This is a genomic window from Sorangium sp. So ce590 (assembly GCF_051521365.1).
Lineage (GTDB): Bacteria > Myxococcota_A > Polyangia > Polyangiales > Polyangiaceae > Sorangium.
Window position 1 is genome coordinate 831,750 of sequence record NZ_CP150346.1, and the last position, 21,154, is coordinate 852,903.

Below are 21,154 nucleotides of genomic sequence, written 5' to 3' on the forward strand. Positions count from 1 at the left end.
GCGGCCATGCGCTTGACGAGGTGCCTGGGGCTCGCGCTGCTGTCGTGCGCTTCAGGCTGGAGCGGCGGTGCGATGGCCGAGGCGCCGCCATCGCCCGGCACGGGGGCGGGGGGCTCGCTCTCGGCGGTCTCGCCGTCAGGAGGCTCGCGCGCGACCGCGTCGCCGCCTGTCGCCTCGCCCGCGACGACGGCGGCGACGCTCCGCCGCGCGGAGCAGGAGCGGCGCGCCGGGCGGTGGGAGGAGGCCGCCGCGGCGTATCGAACGGCGTGGGAGTCGACCGGTGACCCTCGCTGGGCCGGGGAGCTCGGGCTGGCGGAGCTCTCGCTGCGCCGCTTCCGGGACGCCGCGGAGCACCTGCGCCGGGCGCTCGAGGCGGGGGACGCGCTCGCGCCGGGCGTCAGGGCAAAGCTCCAGCGAGGGCTCCAGCGGGCCGCGCAGGAGGTCGCCGCGGTCGCGATCGTGGTGGGCGAGCCCGAGGCCGAGGTGTTCATGGACGGCCGGCGCGTCGGCCAGGGGCTCGCCACGTACGTGGTCTATGTCGAGCCCGGCAGCCACGAGGCGCGGGCGACGCTCGGAGGCCACGAGGACGGCGTGGGGCGCTTCGAGGCCCAGCGCGGGGACACGCCGGCGATCGGCCTGGCCCTCAAGGAGAAGCCGCCGGCGCCGCGGCCGGCGGCGGCCCCGCGCGCCGCGGCGGTCGCGCCGGGGCCGGCGGCGCTGCGGCCCGCGGCCAACGGGACGGCGATCGGCCCGGCGATCCGGGTCGGGGGGCTCGCGCTCGCGTCGGCGGGCGTCGTGGTCGGCGCGGGGTTCGCGCTCGCGTCGGCGGTGAAGGACGGCGAGGCCGAGACGCTGCGCGAGGACCTGCGCGGCGCGCACGGGGAGCGTGCGTGCCACAAAGACACCCATGTCGTCGATGCGCGGTGCCCCCAGCTGGAGGACGCGATCCGTTCCCGCGATGCCCTGGGCCTGGTCGCGCTCGCGAGCTTCGTGGCGAGCGGCGTGGTCGGTGCGGCGGCGCTCTCGTCGTTCTGGTGGGCGCCCGCGCCGGATCAGGGCGGCGTCCGCATGGTGCCGCAGGCGACGGCGCGCGGCGGCGGCGTTCGGATCGAGGGCTCGTGGTGAAAGGAAAAGGTGCGATGAGGCGGTGCGTGGCAAGGCGGATCCTAGCGGCGCTGGCTGGTCTGAGCGGCGCGGCGGTCGCGATGGCGAGCGGCTGCGGGGCGCTCGACGGCTACGACTGCGCCGAGCTCCTGGCGTGCGACGTCATCAACGAGGACGGCACCAGCAATGCCGCCTGCGAGGGGACCTGCGTCGATGTCGACGTCAGTGGCTTTGAGGACGAGCCGCGCATCGTCTGGATAGGACCCGCCTCCGAGCAGCCCTCGTGCGGCGAGGCCCTGCTGGATGAGCCGCGCAGCGACGCCGGCGTGACCATGATCGAATACGAGCGCCTCGTCGCCGAGCCGGGGCACGTTGGCTGCGGTCCGTGCGCCTGTACCGAGCCCGCGTGCGTGTTGCCGGCCGGCCTCACCGTGACGTCCGGCTGGATGTGCGGCAACAGCCCCGGCGAGACGGTGACCCCGTTCCGCGCGCCGCGCGGCTGGGACGGGGCGTGCGTCGCCCCCGGCGCGGTGGCGCCCGAAGCGTTCGGCTCGTTCGACGTCGCACCGGTCACCGAGCGCCCCTGCGAGGTCGCGCTGGCCCCGGCGCCGCGCAACGGCGATCTGCCGGGCGGGCAGATCGCGGTCGTGTGCACAGGGGGCGTGGAGCGCACCTGCCCGAGCGACGACGCGTGGTGCATGGTCGGCGCGGAGAGGCTCGGCGCGGGCTTTCGCCGCTGCATCTTCTCGACAATGGAAGGGGACCATGCGGTGTGCCCCTCCAGCGATGGCGTCGCGGACCTGACGTTCTCGGACAGGTTCACCTTCTGGAATGTGCGCGACGACACCCGCCGCTGCACGCCGTGCGCGTGTACCGAGACCGCGCCGAGCCTGTGTGAGGCGCTCGTGTCGACGTTCGAGGACGAGGCGTGCGTCGACCTGGTCGCCGCTGCCGCGGTCGCCGAGAAGGGCGGCTGCCACGACGCCGAGCCCGGCTCGGCGCTCGGGAGCCTGCGCGCGGAATGGCGGGTCAACGCGCCCGGGAGCTGCGCGCCGAGCGGCGGAGAGCTCGTGGGTGACCTGATCGTGGAGAGAAGGACGCTTTGCTGTCTGCCGGAGGGAACATGACGCGCGCGATCAAGAGAGCAAGGACGCGGACGATACGGATGGCTGCGGCGCTCCTCTCGCTCGGCGTCGGCGTGGCGCTGCTCGGGGCGTCGTGCAGCCCGTGCGGCGACGGGGAGTGCCCTCAGCCCTATGACATCTATGACGTCACCTGTCCTTGGGGCTGCACGCGCTTTCCGTGGGACGGCACCAGCGACTCCCCCGAGGGCTTCGACATCGATCGGCCCGTCGCTGTCTGGGTGGGGAACCCGCGCGATGTGCCGGACTGCCCGTCGCTCAACTACTACCACCTGGTGGACTATTATCAAGGCCAGAAGCCCATCGACCGCTGTCCCCGGTGCGTCGCCGAGCCGCTGGAAGAAGACTACTTCACCGAGGTCTTTGTCAGGAGAGGCGGCAACTGTGGTCGGAGCACATGGCCTGACGCTACCACCGCCAGCGTGTTCATGGTGCCGGCCATGTGGGACGGTAGCTGCGTATCCGAGAGGTTGGTCCTGGACCCCCCCGAGGAGGACGTCGAGTTCGTTCGGGGATGGACGCGCGGTGACGCGACCAAAGGGTGCAAGTTATCGTTCCCACCGGAGGACCTGGAGGCCACCTGGGAGAGCGTCGTCCGGGTGTGTGAGAACCCGTTTTCATTTGACGAGCTCTGCTGGCGGCTCAACAGCTCCTGTCAGCCGCCGCTGCCGCCAGATTTCCGTCGCTGCCTTCCATACTCCGGCGAGGAAAAGGTCCCAGCGTGTCCCCGCTCGCATCCCGAGCTCGTGCAGGGTCACAGGGGCGTGGAGGGGTGTAGCGATTGCGAGGTCGACATCAACGTTGGGGACTATCGGAGAACGACGTCGACGCTCGTCCTCTATTCGGACGAGCATTGCACCCAGCCCATTCCCGCCATCGAGACCGGCAGTGAATGCCTGGATCTGCCTCCCGGCGCGGTTCCGCGGAGCGTCAGCGCGACGCTGACGGTCGAGCACCCCTACGGCTGCGAGGCGATCGGTGGCGAGCAGGAGGGCGAGAGCACGCCGGAGGACGTGGTGAGCTTCTGCTGCGCGCAGACCGGGTGAGCCGAGTCCCGTGCGCCTTGCGGCGGTTCGTCCTCGCGGGGGCGGCCGCGATGCGTGCCTCCGCAGCGACAGAGCTCATTGGCTCGCGCTCAGCAATGCCTGGATCCCGTCCGCGAGCCTGTCCTGCCGCTGCCTGCGGAGGACGGAGACGAGCGCGGCCGCGAGCGGTCCTGGGGCCACGATCGGCCCGGCGAGCTCGTCGAGCCAGGCCGCCAGGATCTCGCCCGGATCGCGGCCGATGGCGGCGCCGCGGAGCAGCGACGCGAGGGTGTCCGCGAGCTCCCCGCGTCCCTCGGCGCGGAGCTGTGTGCAGAGGTCGGCCGCGAGGCGTGCGGGGTCCACGATCGGCCCGGCGACGTCGCGCGCCCAGAACATCATGATCGAGCCCGCGAGCGTGTCGCGTCCCTCGGCGCGGAGCCTGGTGACGAGCGCACAGGCCAGGACGTCCGCGGGGTAGCTGCGCCCCAGCGTGTCGGCCAGCGTGTCGGCCAGGGCCCGGAGCGCGGCGCCATCGGGCGGGGGCTCGTGCTTTCTGGTGGCCGCTGGCGGCCGGGCCGGCGACGGCGTCTCTGCCTCGCGGCGCTCCCGTTCTTCGTGGGCGTGGATTGCCCTCGCGATGGCATCGGCGAGCTCGTGGTGACCGTCGGCGCAGAGCCGCTCTCGCAACGCCACCCGGAGGTCGAGCGACAGGGAGTTCTCGACAAGGCTCGCGAGCTCGTGACGCCCGTGGGCGCGAAGCGTCGCGGCCTCGTGGCGCCTCGTGGCGATCTTCCCCTGGACCTCGTCGAGCCAGAGCATGGGGTCGGCGTCGACAGGGCCGCCGCCCAGCAACGACACGATCGCGTCCGCGAGCTCTCCTTGCCCGTCGACGCGCAGCTTCCCGACCAGCGCCGTGGAGAAGCGTCCGGCGTCGCAGATCGGCCCGCTGGCCTCGTGGCGCTCGCTCTGCCGGACGAGCCCGGGCAACGCTTCGCGCCTGTCGAGGGAGAGCCTCCCCTGCAGCGCCTGGCTCAGGAGGTGCGCTGCGTGACTGCGGGCGAGCTCGTCTCCGAGCGCGACGAGCGCCGCGCGTTCGCTGGGTTCAGCGGGCCTTGCCATGTGCTCCTACTTCCAGGCCGCGCCGAGGGCGCCCAGGCTGGGGCACTGCGCTGGGCAGGCGTCGTCCAGGCACGAGGCCGCGTCGGTGGAGACCTGGTCGGCGGAGCCGCAGCTCTCGGGTAGGGTGCACACGGAGAGCGCGTTGCCGTCGGACAGGCAGTCGACCAGGCAAACACAGTTGGCGTCGCCGGCGCATGCGTCGTACTCGCTGCAGCACGAGGTTTTTGCGCAGCTCGCGCACTCGTCGTCCTCTGGGGCCGCATCGCAGAGACGCTGCACCGTGAGCTCCGGCTGTACGTCCTGAGGGTAGGGCGTCCCGGTGTCCCTGCACCCCTTGTGTCGGAGCACCACGGATCCTTCCTTCACGTTGACATAGTACTCCAGCTGGTTCTGCGCCGTGAACGGGTCCGGTGCACAGACCCAGTCGGTATATTCCCTCGGTGCCCCGTCACAGGAGCAGGAAGGGGTGGACCGCTCCAAGATCGTGGCCGAGCAGATCCAGTACGTTTCCCCCGGCCCACGGCAAGGCATGTCCAGGGGGCTGGTGCATCCCGGGGCTACCACCGAAAGGAACGGCGCAAGAGAGACCAGCGCCGGCACGACGCGAAGGAGGATACGTCGTTTCACCATGTACCACACCCCCAGACAACGGTGAACGCTGACGTGTGGAGGCATACGCCTGCGCAGGCGCTGGTGTCAAGTGCATCCAGGTGACGGGAAGATCAGATCTCGGATTTCTATTAAAAATACAATGAGATGAAATGAGTGGAAGGTGCGAGCGTCCGGGGTGGATGTCGACGCGATGCTTACGGCGCACCTCGACGAATCATTTCGCGTCTTGCGTGGCGAGCTTTCCGAGGCGCTGGAGGCGCCGCCCCGAGGGGCCATCCTCCACGACCCAGGGGGCCGCAGGGTCGTACGCTGTAACACCCCAAACCGGCAGCGGCGCTCCTTGAGCGATACCGGTCAGTCCATGCCGCATGATTTTACTGCCTGTACCAGACAGCTTGTAGCGTGTAGCCATCATTTCATTGCCTGCCCGGTACGGCTCACTCAGCAGCGCGGCGTCGTCCCCGTTGTGCTTTGCCCATTGCGCGAGGCGAATGGACAGAAAGATATCTCCGGTGAGGCTCACCCACTTGTTGCGCAGCTCCTCGCCGGCCGCTCCGCGGCTCACAAACACATCCACAGCCGTCGACCCTTGCTTTGCGAGGCACGAAAACAGGAGCTCATCGAACCGAGAGAGGGTGAGGGCGTGCCCGTCGAACCGGGGAAAGAAGCTCGCCTGGTAGCCGCCGAGCTCGAATAGCTGTCTGCGCGCGCGCGTGGCGCCGCCGCCCTTGCCGGACAGGATCGGGGAGCGACCGGACAACTTTCGCCAGCAGCGGGCCATCTCCCGGACCCGCGTCAGGGAGAGAGAGCGCACGTGGTCCAGGCTGCGACGGACGTCAGCGGGAGTCACACGGATGAAACCGCCGCCGACCCCGGCCGCGTCGTCCGCCTCTGCTGGGCCGCCCAGCACGGCGAGATCGAGGCTCGGTCGGTCGGGCCACCGCAGCAGTCTCCAGGCGCAGAGCGCCCAGAGCGCTACCGTGTCGCTCCCGAGCTGCGACGCCCAGAGGACGATGCGCTGGCGCGAGTCGATCGCTTTCATGACCTCGCGAAACGAGCCGGTAAATCGTGTTCGTTCCCGCCCCTTGAGCGCCCAGAAGTCACACCGCGCTCGAGCGTGCGCCTCCAGATCCGAGGAGCAGGGGCCCACGAGCCAGTTGTCGGAGATGAAGCACACAGGATCGCGGAGCCCGCGGCGAACCACCGTTCCAAGGTCCGCGGATGTGGCGATATGAATGGTCATCAGGCCCTCAAAACCTGCACGTGCGGCACTGCGATGACGGAGAATCACCGGCCTTGCATCGCTCCCAGCAGCGCTGGCAGAGCGACTGTCCGCCTACTTTCTTCAGACAGGATGTTGGGCCACTGTTCTGGTTTCCATACAGGCCCAGCGGTAACCATGACAACCAGGCTGTCATGAAGAAAATGGCTGCTTCCGCCGGCCCAGTCCACGTTGGCGCTCACGGACGCGCCCAGGCGCCCGGCGAAGTACCAGTCGGACTGGGCGCGGCCGCCTGGAGCAACTCCCGTCACGCGGTCGCAATACACGGCGCCGCACACCGCGATCGAGTAGATCGACAGGGACGGTCCAAGGCTGATGTTGCCTGTCTTCCTGGTGTGCCCGAGAGTGACCGCCGTCCGGTCGTAGATCCCTATACGTGATCCTGGAACGATGCTGAGCATGTTGTGGACTTCGATCCGGAAGTCCCCCTCTCTGCGCCAGAGCACTCCGGCGAACGGGCTCACCGCGAGCTTGGGCTCGGTCCCGACCTGGATCCCGCCCACGCTCACGCCAACGCTGAACTCGCGTGCCTGTACCGCCGTCGGCGCAACGACGAGCGCACAGGCGCAGAGATAACGGCGGAGCCGCAAGGGCCGGAACACGTAGAGCGCTCCTTACCTTCCACGTTCGTCTTTCCCCGAAGGCCGATACGATGTGAGGTGCGAGCCATTGTTCCGGGGGGTGGTTTGGGCGTCAAGCCGAAATTCGTCGAGGCGATCGCAACGAATGCGGCTCGAACCATCCAAGGCGTGCGCGCGCGCTCGCGCGGCGGGCGTGTTCGGAGAGAAAGGCGAAGACGTCGAAGAGCGTCGACTTGCCGCTGCCGTTTGGCCCGAGGAACACGGTGAGCGGGGTGATCGCCTCGAGATCGAGCTGCTTCAGCGCGCGGTAGTTCTCGACGTGGAGCGACTCGATCCGCGGTGGAGGCGTCCCTCGGGGGCCGCATCGAACGGGTCGATCGACACGACGGGCCCGCGGCGGTTGCGCACGGTTGCCATCATGCGAACGCGGGGGTTGCCAGCCGGTTCACTCATGGTCGGGCATCCTATCCTGGGGGCGCTCGTCGCCGCTGGCTGCGGGATCGGAGGACGCGTCAACGGCCAGCTGTAACAACCCGGCCCGGTGTCCGGTGAAAAAAGCTACCCGGCCGTCGCACGGGCGCGCGGGTGCGGCAGTGGTGATGCCCGGAGCGGTGCGGCGTATCGAGAGCGTGCCCGCAGGAGCGCGGGCCGGCCGCCCCCCCGGGTCGAGCTGCGCTGGGGGCTCCCACCCGGGGGGCCCCCCGGGTGACGTGGGGGCCCCCCGGGGTGTGAGGCGGTTCAGGGCAGCGGCGAGGCGGTTCAGGGCAGCGGCGAGGCGGTTCAGGGCAGCGGCGAGGCGGTTCGGGGCAGCGGCGAGGCGGTTCGGGGCAGCGGCGAGGCGGTTCGGGGCAGCGGCGAGGCGGTTCGGGGCGACCGAGCGGGCTGCCGTCAACAGAGGCCGCCTCCGCTTTGCTCCTGGCGTGGAATTCGTGCTCTGGCAGGCAGGCATGCTTGCGAGACCGGACACGCCATCTTACGGTACCCGCTTGCAACTGAAGCACGGGAGGAGAAAGCAATGGCTTCGAAGAAAAATTCGAATTGGACCACGTGGGAAGACATGCCGATCGACGAGTTCCGGGCGCGCGCCGCGAAGGCCAAGGCGCTGGCCGCCGAGCTCGAGGAGAAGCTCGACAGCCTGTTCCCGGGGCTCGTGACGCTGACGAAGGAGCAGCGGCAGACGGCGCCGCGGCTGCGGGACGGCGAGCACGTGATGCTGAACAAGGTGCTCGACGTGGTGGACATGAAGCCCGCCCTGTTCGAGTCGCTGGCGGATCAGGACGAAGGGATGGACCCGAACCGCTTCGAGACCGCGCTGCTCCGGGACCGCATCGAGAAGCACCTGCTCTTCAGCGAGGTCGCGGAGACCCTCGCGCCGATCGGGGGAGAGCTCGGCGACTCGACGTTCTACGCCGCCATCAAGTTCCGCGAGACGCTCTATGCAGCCTACCGGATCGCCAAGACGCACGCGCAGACCGATCGCAAGGTGATGGACGTCCTGGCGCCGGTCATCGACTTCATGCGGAGGAACGTCGCCCCCGGGACCGCGGCGAAGAAGAGCCGCAAGCCGGCGCCGGCCACGAGCCCGCTGCCCGGCGCAGACGAAGCGTAAGCCTCGGAGGCGAGGGCGGGGGATCCCGCCGCGGGTTCCTCGCCTCCTCCACGGTCGAGGAGCATGGACCGAGCGGCGCTCCGTACGAAGCAGGAGACACGGGACATCGCCCCCGCGCCCCGCGCCCCGCGCCCGGACGAGCGGCGCGAGCCGCTTCTCGACGGCCGCGCGAGCATTAAGCTTCCTTCATGAGGCTCGGGGCACGGCTCACCACGCACGCATTCTCGGCTGGCGCCGCCAGCATCAGCTTCATCGTCCAGCTGATCCCGGGTTTGGACCAGCTGTTCGTCATCCCGATCCAGTACCTGCTCACGGCCTCGCTCGCGAAGGAGCGAGGCGCGCACCTCTCGAAGGCGGCGTGGTCCCAGATCCACCAGATCATCTGGGGCGGCGGCGCCATTCGCCTCATGCTCGACTTGACCCTGGGGCTGATCCCGCTGGCGGGCGCGGTCACGAACGCGATCACGGCGTTCGCCATGACCGAGTATATCGGGCGCTACGTGGATAAAGCCCTCGACAACCCGGACAAGCCACCTCCTGACATGTCGATCCAGGATATCCTGGACACCATCACCTCCCTGTTCACCACGCGAGCGCGGTAGGCAAGCAATCCCTGGGGCTGGCTTCGAAGCAGGGATCTTTCTCCGGCCGCCAGAGCAATCCGGCGAAAGGGGACCTGGAGCGAGGCTTCGCCGGCTCGACCCGCCGGCCCCGAGCTCGCGCGGCGAGGCCTGGCCGGCCGAGCGTCGAGCGGGTACACAGGCTCGTCATGAGCTCGACCCTCCTTGCCTTTTGCGGCGCCGCGCTGGTGCTGGCGATGATCCCGGGGCCGAGCACCGCCGTCATCGTGCGGCAGGCCCTGCGCGGCGGGCGCCGCGCCGCGCTCGCGACCATCGCCGCGAACGAGCTGGGCCTCCTCTTCTGGGCCCTCGTCGCGGCGCTCGGGGCCACGGCGCTCGTCAAGGCCTCCGAGGTCGCCTACGACGCGCTCCGCCTCGCCGGCGCGGCCGTCCTCGTCGTGCTCGGCGTTCAGTCCCTCCTGGGGCGGCGTCGGGCCGGCGCCGGCGGCGCGGGGCCGGGAGCCCGGGAACCCGCTGCCGGCGCGTGGAGCGCCTTCCGCATCGGCCTCCTCACCATCCTGGCGAACCCCAAGGCGGCCGTGTTCGCCGCGTCCTTCCTGCCGCAGTTCGTGCCGACCGGTGCGCCGACGCTGCCGGCGCTGCTCCTCCTCTCGCTGGTGTGGGTCGCCGTGGACACCGCCTGGTACCTGGCGCTCGTCCTGCTCCTCGGCCGGCTCCAGGCGGCCATGACCGGCGGTCGCGTACGCCGGACGCTCGAGGCGGTCTCCGGCGTGGTCCTCGTGGCGCTCGGCGTGCGCATGGTCCTGGAGCGTCCCTGAGGAGCGCGGCCGCTCCATCGACGCCGCCGCGCGTCCGTGGGGTGGGGTGAGGTATCGCCTTGGCTCAGCGGCGGAGCGCGGCGGCTGCGCGCCCCGAGACGGCGGTCCCGCTCACGACGACGGCCGACCCCAGCGCGAGGAGGGCGACCAGCGTGAGCACCATGGGATAGATGCCGACCAGCGCGAGGATGCCGAGCACCACCGCGCCGGCGCCGATGAGCGACTGCAGGCCGGCCGCGGCCATCGACGCCTGACGAGCGACGTGGGCGAGGTGCGGCTCCGCGCCGCGCGTGTCGAGCCCGCCGAGGTCCGCCGTTGCGCCGCCGCCGAGCAGGGTCGCTCCACCGAAGACGATCACCGCGATCGAGGTCAACGTCGCGGGGGAGAGGCCGAGGAGCGCGAGGACGCCGAGCACGACGCCGGCCACGCCGCCGACGAGCTCCGCGCCCAGCCCGCCGCCGAGCTCGGCGCGCGTGTCCCACTCGAGGGGCGGCGTGGCGCGGGTCAGCGCGCCGAGGCGCGAGGCGATCGCGCCGCCGTGCGCGATCAGCGCGGCGCCGAAGACGATCGTGGCAATCGAGGTGAGCTCCCCTGGCATGGTCCCCGTCAGCCCGAGGATGGTGAGGACGATCGCCGCCGCGCCGCAGACCACCTCGGCGAGCGAGCCGCCGAGCACGATCTTCGGTGCCTTCTCCTCCTCTGATCTGTATCGCGCGCCTGACAGCGGCGGATTAGGGTTCTCCTGCTGTGCAAAATGTTCACGTTCTTCAGGCTTCAGTGTCGGCATGATTCCCCCGTCCTGTGATGAGCTCTGTCGCGCTCACGCTCCCTCCGGCCTGCACGTGCTGCGCCGGGCTCCCCATCTCGCGCGACGCCCACGCCGGCGCGGCCTGCTGGGACGGGTTCCGCAATGGCGATGGTCATGATCGCGTCCGAACGCGGGCGCAATGACGTTGGGGTTGTCCGGTGAACGCTGAGCCTGCCGACCTGCCGGACACGCCTCGTCGAGCGGGCAGCCGTCGCGGTCGCGGCGCTCGCCGGCCTCGGTATGAGGCTTGCTCGAGCGACGACGGCGCAGCGGGCGGCGGGTGAGTACCGGCCAGCCCGGACTTGATGCCCGAGATGGGCAGTGGGTCCGTCGTGACGCCAGAAAGACGATCGAGGGGGCGATATGAAGTACGGTGATACGGGGCGACGGGTCGGCCGCCGGATGGGGCTCGCGCTCGGTCTTCTCGCGAGCATGGCGCTCGCCGGCTGTGGCGGCCCGAGCGCGCGAACCGTTCACGGCACGCAGCTCGCGCCCGGTGCCGATGCGCAACTCACTGCCGACATCGACGCCGACGCCGCGACCACGCGGCTGGCGGTGGACGTCGTTCACCTCGCGCCGCCCGAGCGGATCGCGGCCGGCAGCAAGCACTTCGTCGCCTGGCAGCGCCCGAACTCCGAGACCCCGTGGCGGCGGCTCGGAGTGCTCGACTACAATCCTGGCAGCCGAAACGGCAAGCTGGCCGAGACGACCGTGCCGTATGCCAACTTCGAGCTGCTCATCACCGCCGAGGAGCAGAGCAGCCCTCATTCCCCATCGTCTGCCGCCGTCATCGGGCCGACGTCTGTCGGGTAGCGTCGCGCCCGGCGGACGTGGCGTCGCTCAAGGCAAGCGCCGTCGCCGCCGCCCGAGCAACCCCACCGCCGCGAGCGCCACGGCGGCCACGCCCGCCGCCTGGAGCCACCGGCCGCGCCGCGCCCGCCGCCGCTCGGCCGCGAGCCGCCGGCCGCCCGCCCAGAGGAGCGCCACGCCGGCCGGCGTCGCGGCGAGCGCGGCCGCCTTCGCGCGCGGTAGCACGTAGACCTCCTCGGGCCCGGGCAGGTAGGCGCGCTCGGGGTAGTCGCCGGCCGGCCCCGCGGGGCCGTGCAGCGCCGCCATGCGCACGACCTGGGCCAGGTGCAGCGCCTGCCGGTCGGTCGTCTGCTGGATTTGCTCGCGGCAGCTGAAGCCGTCGGCCACGACGAGCGCGTCCTTCGGCGCCGACCGGACCGCGGGCAGGAGCACGCGCTCGCCGCACCGGATCGAGACGTCGTACTTGTCGCCCTCCTCGAAGCCGAACGCGCCCGCCATCCCGCAGCAGCCCGAGTCCAGGAGCTCGATGTCGAGGCCCATGCCGCGGAGCACGTCGCGCTCGCCGTCCATCCCGAGGATGGCCTTGTGGTGGCAGTGACCGTGCACCACCGCGCGCCGGTCGAGCCGCGGCAGCTCGATCCCGCGCGCGCCGGGCGAACGCGGGCCGGGATCGCCGTCCGGCGCCCCCTTCAGGAAATCGCCGAACAGGTGCGTCTGCTCCCGGAGCTTCGACGCGACCGGGTCGTCCGGGAAGAGCCCGCGCAGCTCGTCGCGGAAGACCGAGACGCAGCTCGGCTCGAGGCCGACGATCGGCACGCCGCGCTCGATCGGATCGCGCAGCGCGCTCATCACGTCGCGCAGCATGCGCTTGGCCGTCTTCAGGAAGCCGAAATCGTAGAGTGGCCGGCCGCAGCAGAGCTGTGCCTCCGGGACGATCACCTCGTAGCCCGCCGACTCGAGCACCTCGGTCGCGGCGATCGCGGTGTCCGGGAAGAAGTGATCGTTGAACGTGTCCGGCCAGAGCAGCACCTCGGGCCCGCCGGCGTTGCGCCGCGGCCGGCCGTGGAACCACTGCCGGAACGATGTCCGCGCGAACGGCGGGATGGTCCGCTCGGGCGCGATGCCGGCGAGCTTCTTGGCGATCGCGGCGAGGGCCGGCGTCTGCGTCACGAGGTTCGCGAGCCCGGGCACGCGCTGCCCGAGGCGCGCCCACCAGTGGATGAGCCCCATCGAATAAGCGGCGCGCGGCCGGAGCCGACCCGCGTAGTAGTGCGACAGGAACTCGGCCTTGTAGGTGGCCATATCGACGTGGACCGGGCACTCGTCCTTGCACGCCTTGCAGGCGAGGCACAGGTCGAGCGACTCGCGCACCTCGTGGTCGCGGAAGCCGCGGAGCTCGTCGCCCTCCAGCATCTCGAAGAGCAGGCGCGCCCGCCCGCGCGTTGAGTGCTCCTCCTCGTGCGTCACCCTGTAGCTCGGGCACATCGTGCCGCCGTCGTGGCGCCGGCACCTGCCGACGCCCACGCAGCGCAGGGTCGCGCGCGTGAAGTCGCCGTCGTCGTCCGGGAAGCGGAAGTGCGTCTCCACCGCGGCGGAGCGGAAGCCGGCCCCGAGGCGGAGGTTCTCGTCGACGCGGTACGGGTCGACGACCTTGCCGGGGTTCATGGAGAACGAAGGGTCCCAGGCGGCCTTGAAGCGGCGGAACGCCTCGATGAGCTCCTCGCCGTACATCTTCGGCAAGAACTGCGCGCGCGCCTGGCCGTCGCCGTGCTCGCCGGAGAACGAGCCGCCGTAGCGGACCACGAGGTCGGTCGCCTCGTCGAGGAAGCGCTTCCAGTTGCGGATGCCCTCGGCCGTCACCACGTCGAAGTCCACGCGGCAGTGCACGCACGCCTGCCCGAAGTGGCCGTAGAGCGCGGGCTGATAGCCGTGGCGGTCGAAGAGCGCGCGCAGGTCGCGGAGGTAGCCGCCCAGGTTGTCCGGGTGCACGGCGGAGTCCTCCCAGCCGGGCCACGTGTCGGGCTCCCCCGGGACGCGCGTGGTCGCGCCGAGCCCGGATCTGCGCACGTCCCAGAGCGCGCGCTCCTGGTCGGGGTCGTCGTACAGCTTCATCGTCGGCGGGTTCGGCCCGCGCGCGAGGGCGCGCATGGCGTCGAGCGCCCCCGCGTCGGACTCCTCCTGGGTGTCGCCCCCGAACTCGACGAGCAAGAAACCGCGGCCCTCCGGGAGGTAACGCAGGTAACGCTCGTGGAGCCCCTTCTTGTGCATGTCCTCGATGAGCCGGTCGTCGATCCCCTCGAGCGCGATCGGCCGGAAGCGCATCACCTCGGGGACGTGATCGCCCGCGGAGAACACGTCCGGGTAGCCGAGCACGAGGAGCGATCGGAACCTGGGCCAGTCGACGAGGCGCAGGGTGGCCTCGAGCACCGTGACGCATGTCCCCTCGGTGCCGACCAGGGCGCGCGCCACATGGAAGCCGTTCTCCGGCAAGAGCTCGTCGAGGTTGTAGCCGGACACGCGGCGCGGGATGCGGGGGTAGCGGGCGCGGATGAGGTCCGCGTACCTGTCGCGGATGGCGCGCAGCTCGGCGTAGATGCGGCCGCGTCGGCCGCCCTCGCGGACGATGGCCTCGAGCTCGTCCTCGCTCGTCGGCCCCACGCGCAGCCGCAGGCCGTCGTAGGTCAGCACCTCGAGCTCGTGCACGTTGTCGACGGTGCGGCCGCCGAGCACCGAGTGCACGCCGCACGAGTTGTTGCCGATCATCCCGCCGAGCGTGCAGTACTCGTGGGTCGAGGGATCCGGCGCGAACGTCAGGTCGAGCTCGTTCGCGGCGTCGCGCAGGGTGTCGAGCACCGTGCCCGGCAGCACCCGCGCGCGCTTGCTCGCGCGCTCGAGCGAGAGGACGCCGCGCATGTACTTCGAGAAATCGAGGACGACGGCGACGTTGCACGTCTGCCCGGCGAGGCTCGTGCCGCCCCCGCGCGCGAGGATGGGCGCGCCGTGGCGGCGGCACGCGGCGACCGCGGCGATCACGTCGTCCTTGTGGCGCGGCACGACGACGCCGATGGGCAGCTGCCGGTAGTTCGACCCGTCGGTCGCGTAGAGCGCGCGGTCGCCCGCGGTGAAGCGGACCTCGCCCTCGACAGCGCGCGAGAGCTCGGTGGCGAGCGCCTCCACCTCGGGGCCGGCCGCGGGCGCGAGCCGCACGCGCCGCTCGCCGGGCAGGCGGATCACGCCGCGATCGATCTCGCGCTGGACGGGCTCGGAGGGCCTGTCCTCCGCCGCCGCGCTCTCCTCCTTCTGCTGCTCGATGTGCTGCATGATTCCCCCCTCACACTGCGAAGCGCTCGGCGTCGGCGCGCCGGAGCGAGAGCCCCATCCCGGGGCGGTCGAGATCCGGCGCGAGCGCGCCTCCCGCGGGCGCCACGGCGCCCTCGAAGAGCATCTGCTCGATGCGGACGTGGTCGTGGAAGAACTCGAGGTGCGCGAGCCGCTGCACCGCGCACGCCGGGTGCAGGTGCAGCGACGGCGCGCAGTGGCCCGACAGGTCGAGCGAGCGCGCCTCGCACAGCGCCGCGGCGGCGAGGAAGCCGGTGATCCCGCAGCGGCTCGCGTCCGCCTGCAGGACGTCGACGGCGCCGGCGTCGAGCATGCGGCGGAAATAGACGAGATCGTAGCCGTACTCGCCCGCCGCGACGTCCATGCCGGCGGGCGCCCGGTCGCGCAGGAGCCGCAGCCCGTCGAGGTCGTCCGAGGTCACGGGCTCCTCGAACCAGCGGACGCCCTCGCCGGCGAACTGCTCGGCGAAGGCGAGCGCCTGCTTGCGCGAGTAGGCCCCGTTGGCGTCGACGAAGAGCGCGGCGTCCGGGCCGATTGCGCGGCGCGCCGCGCGCACGCGCGCGAGGTCCGCCGCCGGGTCGCGCCCCACCTTCATCTTCACGCGCGGGATGCCCGCGGCGACCCAGCCGCCGAGCTGCTCCGCGAGCTCGACCTCGGTGTACGAGGTGAACCCGCCGCTGCCGTAGATGGGCACGCTTTCACGCGCCATGCCGAGCAGCGCCGCGAGCGGCAACGCGAGCAGGCGGGCCTTCAGGTCCCAGAGCGCCGCGTCGACCGCGGCGATCGCCATCTGCGCGATCCCGGGCCGGCCGAGGTTGCGGATGCTGCGCACCATCGCGGCCCACGCGCCGGGGACCGCCAGCGCGTCGCGCCCGCGCACGACGCCGGCGAGCTTGTCGGCCACGAGCCGCGCCGCCGCCACGTCGGCGTACGTGTAGCCGAGCCCTCGCTCGCCCCCGGCGGACGCGTGCACGACGACCAGCGTCGTCTCGCGCCACTCGAGCGTGCCGTCGGACTCCGGCCTGTCGGTCGGGATTGTGTACGCGGCCACCTCGATCTGCTCGACCGGGATCGCCGTGCGCTGCAGCTCGCCGGCCATCGTCAGCCCCGGTGCGGGATCCAGCTCTCGATCATGTCGCGGTACGTCTGGCGGATGATCCCGCGCGCGTCCGGGTCGCCCCGGAGGAGCGCCGACGTGAGCATCCTGGCCTGATTCACCGTGATGTGCGGCGGCAGCGGCGGGACCTCCGGGTCGGTGACCGCCTCCACCACCACCGGCCTGTCGACCCGGAAGGCCTCGTCCCAGGTGCGCGCGACCTGGTCCGGGCGGTCGATCCGCACGCCCGAGAGCCCGAGCGCCTCGGCGTAGGCCGCGTACGGGAAGTCCGGCAGCGTCTGGGATGCCTCGAGCTTGGGATCGCCGCTCATCACGCGCAGCTCCCAGGTGACCTGGTTCAGGTCGCGGTTGTTGAGCACCAGCACCACGAGGCGCGGGTCCTTCCACTCGCGCCAGTACTTCGCCACGGTGACGAGCACGTTGATGCCGTTCATCTGCATCGCGCCGTCGCCGACCATCGCGACGACCGGGCGGTCGGGGAAGGCGAACTTCGCCGCGACCGCGTAGGGCATCGCGGGTCCCATCGTCGCCAGCGTCCCCGAGAGCGAGGCCATCATCCCCTCCCGGATCTTGATGTCGCGCGCGAACCAGTTCGCCGACGAGCCGGAGTCGGCGGTCAGGATGCAGCGGTCGGGCAGCCGCGACGACAGCTCCCAGTAGACCCGCTGCGGGTTGAGCGGATCGGCGTCGTTCATCGCCCGCGCCTCGAGCACCTTCCACCAGTCGGCCACGCTCTCCTCCAGCCGGCGCCGCCACGAGCGGTCGGTCTTGAGCTTGAGGTAGGGGATGAGCGCCCGCAGCGTCTCGGCGCTGTCGCCGATCAGGTTGACCTCCATCGGGTAGCGCAGGCCGAGCATCCGGCCGTCGATGTCGATCTGGACGCCGCGCGCCTGGCCCTCGTCCGGCAGGAACTCCGGGTAGGGGAAGCTCGAGCCGACCACGAAGAGCGTGTCGCAGTTGGCCATCATCTCCCAGCTCGGCTTGGTGCCGAGCAGGCCGATCGAGCCGGTGACCCAGGGCAGATCGTCCGGGAGCGCCGCCTTGCCGAGCAGCGCTTTGGCCACCCCGCACCCGAGGATCTCGGCGACGCGCGCGACCTCCGGCGCGGCCCCGAGAGCGCCCTGGCCGATCAGCATGGCGACGCGCTTGCCGGCGTTGAGCACGCCGGCCGCGCGCCGCAGATCCTCCTCTTTCGGCACCACGCGCGGCGAGCTGTAGCCGAGGCCGGTGTGCACGGTGCCGTGCGTGTGCGGCGGCTCCTCGACGGCGTCCATCTCCTGGACGTCCTTCGGGACGATGACGCACGTGACGGTGCGCTCCGCCCTGGCGATGCGCATCGCGCGGTCGATGAGGTGCCGGATCTGCGCGGGCGAGGACGCCATCTGCACGTACTCGTGCGCGACGTCCTTGAAGAGCGTGACGAGATCGACCTCCTGCTGGTAGTGCCCGCCGAGCGCGGCGCGGTCCTGCTGGCCGACGATGGCCACGACCGGCTGGTGGTCCAGCTTCGCGTCGTAGAGCCCGTTCAGGAGGTGGATCGCGCCGGGCCCCGAGGTCGCCATGCACACGCCCACCTCGCCGGCGAACTTCGCGTGAGCGCACGCCATGAACGCGCCCATCTCCTCGTGCCGCACCTGGATGAACCGGAGGTCCGGAACACGGCGGAACGCGCCCACGATGCCGTTGATGCCGTCGCCTGGGTAGGCGTACACGCGCCGGACACCCCACGCGACGAGGCGCCTCAGCAGGAACTCGCCGACGGTCTGGGCCATGAGTCTTCCCCCCCGCGAGCTCGGAACGTGAGCTCGACCCTGCGGGGTGTGCGACATCCGTGCCGCCTCGCCGCGCTGCGCGCTGCGTGCCGCGGCTGCGCGTGCGGGCGGGGGCGGCGGCCGCCACGTGGCCCGCCGCCCGCGGTTCAGGCCGTCAGACCACGAGGCCCGGCAGCGGCCCGGTGCACACGCCGGGAATGCCAAACGTGGTCACGTCGTCGAGGCCCATGGCGTTGCACACCGACACGAGCAGGTCGTTGTGCGGCAGGTCGGCGTAGTTCATGGCGCGGCCCATCTTGAAGTACCCGCCCGCGCCGCCCGCGAGCACCCAGGGGATGTCCTTGTACGAGTGCGTGTTGCCGGCGCCGAGCTCGTTCCCCCAGAGCAGCAGGGTGCTGTCGAGCATCGAGCTGCCGTCCACTTCCCTGGCGAGCGCCAGCTGATCCAGCACGTACTGCACCTGCTCGCTGTGCCAGCGGTTGATCTTCACGAGCTTCTCGCTGGCGACCGCGTCGTCATCGCCGGCGTGGGAGAGCTCGTGGTGCTCCTCGTTCACGCCGATCCAGGGGTAGTATTGCCAGCTATCGGCGTTGGCCCACATGAACGTGGAGACGCGGGTCATGCCGCAGATGTGCGCGAGCAGCATCAGATCGGTCTGCAGCCGGCCGACCTTCGGATAGCTCTCCATCGCGCGCGTGTCGAACTTCTCCGGCATCGCGAGCGGCGTGCACGAGACCGCCGAGCTCTGCAGCCGCTGCTCGATGTTGCGAATGCCGCCGAGGTGGGCCTCGAGCCGATTCCTGTCCTCGGCGCCGACGCGCGCTTGCAGCCGGCCGATATCGTCCTTGAGGAAGTCGAGCACGCTGCGGCGCTCGGCGATCCGCCGCTGCAGCTCCGTGTCGGAGAGATCCGCGTCGGCGAAGATGCGCGCGTACACCTGGAACGGGTCGTCGACGGCGATGTTCGGCTGGTTCGGGCCGCGGTACGAGATGACGCGCAGCGGCTCCTGCCCCTCGATGCGCACGCCGAACTCGAGCGACGGGAACGGGCTGTCGCCGCCGATGCGCTGGGCGATGGCCTGATCGACCGAGATGCGATCCGCCCAGCCGGCAGGGCCGCCCGCGCCGGTGAAGCTGCCGGCGAGCAGCGAGCCGCCCGTCAGCATCGCGCCGGGGCCCTTCATGTGCGGGCCGCCTGGCTTGTTCGCGCTCGGGACGCCGAGCTCGTCCTCGACGGTCGAGCTCATGTGCACGCCCTTGAGCACAAGCATCCTCTGCTTGTGCTCCTCGAGCGGCGCCAGGATCGGGCCGAGCGAGAGCGGCGCTTCGTGCGCGTCTCCCGGCTGGAAGAACGACGACGGCACCGTGCCGTTCGCCGAGAAGATGCCGATGAAGCGCCTGGCGCCCGGCTGCCTGGCGTCCTGTCCGAACACCGTGGCGCTCCGCCAGATGGGGCTCGTGAGCGCGACGGTCAGGGCGCCGAGCCCGCCGAGCAGCTTGCGGCGGCTGATCTGGGTCCGGAGATCGATCGGGCCTCTTCGCTTCATGGCATCTCCTGCGTGGGCGTGTGCGTGTCGATCGCGCGACGGTAGAGGAAGGCGTCCGTCGCCACGACGGCGCGGGGCAGCGCGTTCAGATCCTGACCGGCGGCCCTGAAGGTCTCGAGCAAGCTCTTCATCGAGCAACCATCCATGTCCTGTTCGAAGCGGGCGATCGCGAAGCGGAACCACTGGCGCGCCACGCACTCTTCCACCTCGGCGCTGCCCGCGAGCATGGCCCCGAGCTCCGCCACGCCCACGAACTCGCCGTTCATGTCGCGGGTGGCGATCACCCTGCCGCTCGCGTCGACCGGCCTGCCGCCGTCGAGCTCGCGGTGGCGGCCGAGCGCGTCGTAGCTCTCGAAGCCGAAGCCGATCGGGTCCATCAGCTGGTGACAGGCGACGCAGCCCGGGTCCACCTCGTGCTGCGAGAGCCGCTCGCGGGTCGAGCTGCTCTGGTCGACCTCGGGCGGCTTGGGGATGTTCGCCGGCGGGGCCGGCAGCTGCTGGCAGAGCAGGGCCTCGCGCACGAACTTCCCCCGGTAGATCGGCGAGCTCTCGGCGGGCTTCGCCTGCACGGCGAGCAGCGCCGGGAGCGTCAGGAGGCCCGACGCGGTGCCGTCGGTGCGCTCGAGCGCCTGGAAGGAGTCGCCGCCGGTGACGCCGTAGTACCCGCCCAGGTCCTTGTTGTAGAAGACGGTCGTCGAGGTGAAGAGCGCGCTCAGCTTGCCGCCCTCGTTCCGGAGCACGTGCTCGAAGAAGGCGTCGGCCTGCCCGCGCAGCGACTCGCGGAACGATCGAGATTGCCACTCGGGGAAGGCGCTCTCGTCCTTCACCACGCCGGTCACGCCGTTCAGGTGGGTCCAGCTGCCGAGGAAGCGATTGACAAGCTTCTTGCCGCGCTCGTCCTCGAGCATCCAGCCGAGCTGCGCCGCGACGCCCTCCTTGCTGGTCAGGCTGCCGTCGGCGATCGCCTCGTCCAGCCGGGCGTCGGGCAGGGTGCCCCACAGCGTGTAGGAGAGGCGAGCGGCCACCTCGTACGGAGAGAGCTTCACGGCCCGATCGCCCACCTTCTCCGCGGTGCCGATCTCGACGCGGTACAGGAAGCGCGGCGATTGCAGCATGCCGCGGAGCAGGAGCTCGATCCCGTGCTCGTAGCTCGTCTCCGCGCCGGCGCTGAAGAGCTGCAGGTGTCGCTCGATGTCCGCCGCGTCCGTGAGCGGCGCGCGGTAGGCGCGGGCGCCGAAGGTCACGACGAGCTGGCGCGCGCACGCGCGCGGCTCGGCGCCGCCCTCGCAAGGCGCCACCTCGCCGAGCGACGTCGGATCGCCGACGATCGCCGCGGCGATGGCGTCCGCCGCAGCCTGGAAATGCTCGAGCTCGACCTGCGTCACGTCCGGCTGCAAGAGACCGAACGCCGACGCCTCGTTCGCGGGACCGAGCGCCGCCTCCAAGCCGGGCACGTCCCCGGCGAGGTCGCGCACGGTGTTCAGGTACTGCTCCCGCGAGAGCAGGCGCATCGGCGAGGGCCCAGGATCGACGACGTTCGCGTCGCACGCCAGCGCCTCGCCGGGGCCCATCGACCCCGAGCCTCCGCTGCTCGAGCTGCCCCCCGCGTCGTCCCCGGGCGACGAGCCGTCGCCGCCGCCGCCCAGGTTGCCGATACACGCCGACAGCGTGAACGCCAGGGCGAGCAGACCCACGCTTCCGTGAGCGGTGGATTGTTCAATCAAGGATGGTTTCATTCATGGCTCCGCTCGGGACTACCGGCACCTCCGGGTAGGTGGCGAGCGAGCACTGGCGCGATCACATTTTATCGCCGACGAACCGCGGAGACGCTTTGATTGGGTACGAAAGGGTGTGTCTCCGGGCGACGAGCTCCGGCTCGGTGGCGGGAG

General features: G+C 71.1%; 17 protein-coding genes and 1 pseudogene. 7 read left to right on the forward strand and 11 right to left on the reverse strand.

Annotation, left to right across the window (positions count from 1 at the left end; translation table 11 throughout):
• Positions 1–6 precede the first annotated feature (6 nt).
• From WMF28_RS03125 to WMF28_RS03135, 3 genes are read left to right on the forward strand one after another with little or no spacing between them, the layout of a single operon-like run.
• A complete protein-coding gene (locus WMF28_RS03125) occupies positions 7–1,125 on the forward strand; it encodes a hypothetical protein (protein WP_437600545.1) in 1,119 nt (372 codons plus the stop codon).
• Positions 1,126–1,151: 26 nt separating this feature from the next.
• Positions 1,152–2,231 carry a hypothetical protein gene (locus WMF28_RS03130; RefSeq protein WP_437600546.1) on the forward strand — a complete coding sequence of 360 codons (1,080 nt, stop codon included), beginning with the start codon at positions 1,152–1,154 and terminating at the stop codon, positions 2,229–2,231.
• Complete coding sequence (locus tag WMF28_RS03135) at positions 2,228–3,292, forward strand: hypothetical protein (RefSeq protein ID WP_437600547.1); 1,065 nt, start codon at positions 2,228–2,230, stop codon at positions 3,290–3,292. The genes WMF28_RS03130 and WMF28_RS03135 overlap by 4 nt, the downstream gene beginning before the upstream one ends.
• A gap of 75 nt (positions 3,293–3,367) precedes the next feature.
• On the opposite strand, the gene WMF28_RS03140 is transcribed toward WMF28_RS03135, so the two are convergent.
• The 5 genes and pseudogenes from WMF28_RS03140 to WMF28_RS03160 form a co-directional block, all read right to left on the reverse strand.
• A complete protein-coding gene (locus WMF28_RS03140) occupies positions 3,368–4,390 on the reverse strand; it encodes a hypothetical protein (RefSeq protein ID WP_437600548.1) in 1,023 nt (340 codons plus the stop codon).
• A 6-nt stretch (positions 4,391–4,396) separates the two neighbouring features.
• Positions 4,397–4,756 (reverse strand): hypothetical protein, encoded by a 360-nt coding sequence (locus WMF28_RS03145; RefSeq protein WP_437600549.1) that lies wholly within the window; start codon positions 4,754–4,756, stop codon positions 4,397–4,399.
• Positions 4,757–5,216: 460 nt separating this feature from the next.
• Positions 5,217–6,245, reverse strand: a complete 1,029-nt coding sequence (locus WMF28_RS03150) for a hypothetical protein (protein WP_437600550.1) — start codon at positions 6,243–6,245, stop codon at positions 5,217–5,219.
• A gap of 44 nt (positions 6,246–6,289) precedes the next feature.
• The gene (locus WMF28_RS03155; RefSeq protein ID WP_437600551.1) at positions 6,290–6,886 is read right to left on the reverse strand and encodes a hypothetical protein; all 597 of its coding nucleotides are present in this window, start codon (positions 6,884–6,886) and stop codon (positions 6,290–6,292) included.
• A 175-nt stretch (positions 6,887–7,061) separates the two neighbouring features.
• Positions 7,062–7,199: pseudogene (locus WMF28_RS03160) on the reverse strand (AAA family ATPase); the annotation flags it as partial.
• Positions 7,200–7,880: 681 nt separating this feature from the next.
• Between WMF28_RS03160 and WMF28_RS03165 the strand changes: the two are divergent.
• From WMF28_RS03165 to WMF28_RS03175, 3 genes are all read left to right on the forward strand, one after another.
• Positions 7,881–8,474, forward strand: a complete 594-nt coding sequence (locus tag WMF28_RS03165) for a hypothetical protein (protein ID WP_437600552.1) — start codon at positions 7,881–7,883, stop codon at positions 8,472–8,474.
• A gap of 188 nt (positions 8,475–8,662) precedes the next feature.
• On the forward strand, positions 8,663–9,076 hold the full coding sequence (locus tag WMF28_RS03170) for a hypothetical protein (RefSeq protein WP_437600553.1): 414 nt from the start codon (positions 8,663–8,665) through the stop codon (positions 9,074–9,076).
• A gap of 167 nt (positions 9,077–9,243) precedes the next feature.
• Positions 9,244–9,873 (forward strand): LysE family translocator, encoded by a 630-nt coding sequence (locus tag WMF28_RS03175; RefSeq protein WP_437600554.1) that lies wholly within the window; start codon positions 9,244–9,246, stop codon positions 9,871–9,873.
• 64 nt (positions 9,874–9,937) lie between these two features.
• Here the strand turns inward: WMF28_RS03175 and WMF28_RS03180 are convergent, their stop codons facing one another.
• Positions 9,938–10,660 (reverse strand): hypothetical protein, encoded by a 723-nt coding sequence (locus tag WMF28_RS03180; RefSeq protein WP_437600555.1) that lies wholly within the window; start codon positions 10,658–10,660, stop codon positions 9,938–9,940.
• A gap of 384 nt (positions 10,661–11,044) precedes the next feature.
• On the opposite strand from WMF28_RS03180, the gene WMF28_RS03185 reads away from it, so the two are divergent.
• Complete coding sequence (locus WMF28_RS03185) at positions 11,045–11,494, forward strand: hypothetical protein (RefSeq protein WP_437600556.1); 450 nt, start codon at positions 11,045–11,047, stop codon at positions 11,492–11,494.
• A gap of 27 nt (positions 11,495–11,521) precedes the next feature.
• Here WMF28_RS03185 and WMF28_RS03190 read toward each other — a convergent pair whose 3' ends face one another.
• The 5 genes from WMF28_RS03190 to WMF28_RS03210 all read right to left on the reverse strand — a co-directional run bounded on the left by WMF28_RS03190 (position 11,522) and on the right by WMF28_RS03210 (position 20,989).
• On the reverse strand, positions 11,522–14,812 hold the full coding sequence (locus WMF28_RS03190; RefSeq protein WP_437600557.1) for an FAD-binding and (Fe-S)-binding domain-containing protein: 3,291 nt from the start codon (positions 14,810–14,812) through the stop codon (positions 11,522–11,524).
• 10 nt (positions 14,813–14,822) lie between these two features.
• A complete protein-coding gene (locus WMF28_RS03195; RefSeq protein ID WP_437600558.1) occupies positions 14,823–15,929 on the reverse strand; it encodes an enolase C-terminal domain-like protein in 1,107 nt (368 codons plus the stop codon).
• Between the two features lie 2 nt (positions 15,930–15,931).
• Complete coding sequence (locus WMF28_RS03200; RefSeq protein WP_437600559.1) at positions 15,932–17,719, reverse strand: thiamine pyrophosphate-requiring protein; 1,788 nt, start codon at positions 17,717–17,719, stop codon at positions 15,932–15,934.
• 154 nt (positions 17,720–17,873) lie between these two features.
• Positions 17,874–19,265: a DUF1552 domain-containing protein gene (locus WMF28_RS03205; RefSeq protein ID WP_437600560.1), complete on the reverse strand. Its 1,392-nt coding sequence runs from the start codon at positions 19,263–19,265 to the stop codon at positions 17,874–17,876.
• Positions 19,262–20,989, reverse strand: a complete 1,728-nt coding sequence (locus WMF28_RS03210; RefSeq protein ID WP_437600561.1) for a DUF1592 domain-containing protein — start codon at positions 20,987–20,989, stop codon at positions 19,262–19,264. Before WMF28_RS03210 ends, WMF28_RS03205 begins: the two co-directional genes overlap by 4 nt.
• Positions 20,990–21,154 lie beyond the last annotated feature (165 nt).